Genomic DNA, 4910 nt, shown 5'->3' on the forward strand with positions numbered 1-4910 from the left:
ACGGCCTGCCAATAGGTTTCCCGATAAAGCTCAGCCATTTCATCAGGGGACTGATGGCTAAACACCTGAGTCGTGAGCTTGGCCACCTTGGCAAGCTCGGCTAAGATTTCCAGGTAGCTGGCTTGCCCTAGTCGATACCAAAGCCAGCTTTCACGTACCTTATGCTCCTTATAGAGCGCAGCCAGTTTGCCCCTTACTTGGCTAAGATCACCCTGCCCCAGGGAGCCAAGCGCTTTCATCAACGCTTGCTCTTCACGGGCGTTCTCAATGGGGTAATGGCTTAAATCCGCTGCCAAATCCATTGGAGTAATGGTGGCGATGGCGCTCACCAGGGCATGTAAATTGTGGGCAGAGTCTTCAAAGCGTTGCCACACCTCGGCCCAGTGGCCCTCGGCATTCAGCATAGCTACCAGCATCTGCTGGTGGTTATGCTCACTGGGTTGTAGGCCAAACTCGCCCTCACAGGTTTGGCAAAAGAGTTGCCACTTATTCTCATCCCACTGGGCACGTTTCTGGCTGGGATGATTAAGCCACCCGAGCAAGTCTTTAATGGGGTCGTGAAACACCAATTCTTGAAAGTCTTTCGCCTCCAAGCGCCTGCCGGTTAAGGTTTCAACCCGGGCTTCCAACAAATCGCGCAGTACCTGAGGTATTACCTCCTGGGTGCGGGTATCTTTGGCCACATCGAGCTCTAGTCCGACTTTGGGATTGGTTAAAAACGCCGCTACACTCCAGTCGCGTCCGGCGGTGTTATACGCCCACCAGCTGCCACGGTATTGCAGTTCGGCCAAAGGTCTTAACGCATCCGGGCACTCTTCAATGGCACGCAGCGCCTTACGCCCCACCCCAGGCAAATAGATGATGGGCGTACGCCCCTTGGGAATTTGCACCTCTTCCAGCACACCGGCTATTACGCACTTAAGCCAAATAGCGGGGCCGGTGCGCTCGTCGCTGTTATAGTCGCCCAGCTCCAGCAGCTCTGGCAGGAACTCTTTAATCAAGGGCATGGCACTTTGCCACTGGCACGCTTCATCGGTCCACAGCACGGCGGCCGGTGCCACCTGCACCGCCGGGTTATAGGCCGCGCTTTTGCGCAGCTGCTCCACCAACTTATCGATAACTTGCATTCATTACTTCCCTTTGACTGCATCCCGCGCCGCTTGTTTTTCGGCCAGGCTTAAGTGGTGGTCGTTGATGCGGGCGCCTTCTTTTTCGCCGTACTCTGGGCCTAAGTGATACCAGGGGGCGGAGGCCACGTCGGTGCCGCGGTCTTTATTCCAGTTGATATTGGGCTTGGCGCGCAAGATACCGGCGCCTTTCTTGCCTATGTCTGGCGCTTGCATAAAGGGGCGGATATTGAGGCGCACGCCGTCGTTTAGGTCAGGGTGCCAGCCGATTGGCTGCTCGTGCAGCGGTTTCCAGCGCACAAAAATATCCAAACCGCTTTTTCCACTAATGGCCTCGCCCTTGAGAATGGCTTCGAGGGTGTCTTTTAGGTTTTTGGCAGCCATCAAACGGCTGTCGGCGCCATCAATGCCCTCTTTTACGCCATGCTCCTGGGTGCGGATCCACTCACCAAGGTAGGTGTAAATCAGCCGCTCCAGGCCTTTGTAGTCGAGCTTATGGTAGTTCACCAGCACCGAGAAGCCGTCGCTGAGGCCATCCCAAATCTGCCAAATAAAGGGGCGATGCTGGAAGAGCTTGCAGTGCTGCTCAAAAAACTTATCCCTAAGCCAGGTCTCCAGGCTCTTGCTGCCGACACTGGCAAGCAGATTGGTGAGCACCTTGGCGGACCAATCCTCCTCGTAGGCGGCCTGCAGCATGGCTTCTAAGCGATTGGCTGCCGCCTTTTCGCCGCGAATAGCCGGCAAACAGACGATGCCATCGTCATCTTGCAGTTTTAATAATTCGTCGCACTTGGAGAGCCAGGTCAGCATCTCATCGGCGAGCTCCATCTTGTCATCAAGTTCCGCCGGCCAGCGGTAACCCAGCAGCCGCGCTACCGCTACCTGCAGCACGGTATCGTCGGTGCGCTTCTCGGCAACCGCAGTCCACTTTTTGTCTTCATCCCACACCACCGAACCACAAGGGTGGCCATGGAAAATCCACTGGGTGGGATCATTGCTGTAAGGTTTGGGAAGGCCGTTGGAGTATTTTTCTTCGGCAACCTTTTGCCAAAATCCTAGATCAAAAGGAACTTTAACTAACGTTGTATTAGTCACTTTCAATGACTGATCTATTTGACGAATCTCTCTGTTATATTCAGGAGATGAGCAATAAGCCCAAATTGCAGGCAGATGTTGTTCGGACTTAGGGAGCACAATTGCAACATTTTTATCAAATATCTCACCGGTATGAATTGTCGCAGGCAGAGCCCCCATTTGACTCACTGCTACCCCTTTTTTGCCCCACGCCATTTCTCCTGCGGGTATAGCAAGACCTTTCTTAGCTAACTCAGCCAAAATTCCCTTGCCCTGTTGCCAAAAAACAAGTTGTTGTCGACCTGCAAACATTTGACACTTATCAACCGTTGTTGACATAAGCTGCCAATCGTTATTTGGACCAAATTGCTCCCATATTTGCTGAAAGTATCGTGGTGAATCTTTACTTCCAAAACCATGAACTCCATTGGCAAACTTAGTTAAAAAATCAGAAGATGTTGATTGATTAACTACTACTCTTGCATCCGGATTCTCCAACTGCTTGGCTTGCTCTACGCTCTTCAGCGGCTCAATCAGCAGTTGCTCGGCTTTGTCGGCTGCCGTTTTGGGGGCGGAGACATCCAGGCCATGGAGCAAGGCACCTTGGGCGGCTGCGCCCTTGCTGAGGGTGATTAGAATGGCTTGCACCACCTCGCCGGAGATGGTTTCAAAGGCTCTTGGCCCCAGGCGCGCCACCAGGTTCCAGGTGTCTTGGGTGAGTAGCTTCTCGCGGAACTTTTTGTAGCTGGTGAGAAACAGCCAGTTTTGTGGCAGCACTATGGTCGAGCTGCCACCTTTGGGGCTGAAATCGAGGCAACGCTCGAGAAACACGGTCGCTAAATCGGGCTTGGCTTCCGGGTAATAGTTTTCACAGAAATCTTTTAGGGTGTCGCACTGCTTACCTCGGGCAAGATACGGCACATTGGTGGCCACCAGGGTGTATTTATCTGCCAGCAGCTTAGCCGCCATCGCCAGGCCCTGGGCGGTGACCTGGGCGGTTTGCGCTTCGTCACCCAGGTTTTGCATACCGGCCTGCGCATCCAGCAACACTTGCCAGGGCGCAGGTTCTCCCTCTGACTTTCCTTGATGCTTTTCGTTATAAAGGCTGGCGGTATTGACATCAATCAGGCTACCGAGCACAGGCGCGTCTTTAAAGGTGCGGGCAAACCAGCTTAAGGCATCGCTTATCTCTGGGCGCTGCTTGGCCAGCGCCTGCCATTCGCTGCCAAGGGCACTGACATCGAGGCCAGAGCAGGCCAAATTAAGAGCCGGCAAGCTGCGATAACCACCGGCGTTAGGGTAACGCCAGGCCTCCAGCGCCAGGGCAAAGGCGGCGATTTCGACGCAGCGACTATCGAGCTCCAAACCATGGAGGTTTTGCTTAAGCACCCGGTCGATGGCGGTGTTGGCATCTATGCCTTCAAGCGCCATACGCATCGGCACCAACATTAACAACAGCGCCACCAAAAAGTGGCCCGAGCCACAGCAAGGGTCGAGGGTTTTAAGCGCGGCGATATCCTCAGGCCAGGCCTCAAACCAGCCACCCGCCGCTTGCCACAGCTCCCCTTGCCCATCTTCGGTTTTAACAAAGCGCAGGTACTCAAGCGGTACGCCGTCAATGGCAGCAGCGCGGCGTAAGGTGGCCTCGTCGCTGGCACTGCGAAGGTCGGCATCGGTTAAGCGCTTTTTAGCCCACCAGGCACCTAGGCTGTTATCGAGCAAAAAGCTCACCATGTATGGCTCGGTAAAGAGCTGGGTAACCGGGCTTAGCTCATCGGCGCCAATGGGCACACCGGCGGCATTGACCTCGTCTTTTCGCTTGCTTTGCCAAAACTGATAACACCAGCCGAGGCTGTCCTGGGCCTCGAATACCGCCGTTGGCAGGGTGAGAATAAGGTCTTCGAGTTCTCGCACCCGGTCGATGGCCAGTGGCAGCGCCAGCACCGGCGAGTCGCTCTGGAAGATTTGCGGCAACATGCGCTGGGCCAGCAGGCCGGCGAGCTGCCAGCCGTCCTTACAGCCTTCATCGGCGGCAAGCTCCTGGCATTCGGTCAGGGTGACGGCGGTGTAAGCATCGTACATAAGTAGCTGGTTTTGCTCTAAAAAGCGGGCAAACAACATGCGATGCCAATGCTCGTAGGCCATTTCGGCGCTAAGGTGCGCTATGTCTTGCTTGCCATTGCTGTAAAGCTTGTCACCCAGCTGGCGGGCGTGGGCGCGCAGGCGATTACGCAGCGCTCGCTCATCGTCCTTAAGGTACGATGGCGCCTCTGCCTGGCTTACGCCCAAGCGGCTTAAGGCCTCGGATGCGGCAATTTCAGTGAGTTCACGGGCGTTGACGACGGCTTTTTCAAGATGGCTTCTTAGGGTTTTATCCAGGGCTTGACGCATAGGGAATTCTCTTTGATCCAATGAGCCTTGCCCCAGGGGGCAAGGCTTATGTTAACGCGGCTGTTCGCTCGTTATCAGGCCTCTTTATACGGGCAATGTTTAACGGCGCTTTATCGGCACTATTTCAACGACACGGGGCGATTTTCATTGAGCGCCGCCATCACGTCTGCGCGTACCTGCATAAGCCAGGTATCGAGCTCGGCCTCGGTTTTAATCACTACTTTGGCAAGCTGCACCTGCTTGGCCTTAGGCACCAACATGTCTACCGCCTCTTGCCGCACCCGGCTAAAGCGTCCGGCCAAGGCCGAGGTTTTATCG

General features: G+C 55.0%; 3 protein-coding genes. All 3 read right to left on the reverse strand.

The genetic code is table 11. The features are described from left to right. Window positions 1-1127 (reverse strand): BREX-1 system phosphatase PglZ type B (gene pglZ, locus ON072_RS20745; protein WP_274626173.1); only part of this gene is annotated, 1127 nt, incomplete at its 3' end. Window positions 1128-1130: 3 nt separating this feature from the next. Continuing rightward, a complete protein-coding gene (locus tag ON072_RS20750; RefSeq protein ID WP_261753250.1) occupies window positions 1131-4592 on the reverse strand; it encodes a BREX-1 system adenine-specific DNA-methyltransferase PglX in 3462 nt (1153 codons plus the stop codon). A 119-nt stretch (window positions 4593-4711) separates the two neighbouring features. Beyond that, window positions 4712-4910: hypothetical protein (locus ON072_RS20755; protein ID WP_274626174.1), on the reverse strand; the 199-nt coding region annotated here is incomplete at its 5' end.

It is taken from the genome of Shewanella sp. K8 (assembly GCF_028823715.1).
Classification (GTDB): domain Bacteria; phylum Pseudomonadota; class Gammaproteobacteria; order Enterobacterales; family Shewanellaceae; genus Shewanella; species Shewanella algae.

Bases quoted from the DNA above. Each gene is read 5' to 3' on its own strand.
- ON072_RS20750 (WP_261753250.1), bottom strand. From the start codon at position 4,592: ATGCGTCAAGCCCTGGATAAAACCCTAAGAAGCCATCTTGAAAAAGCC.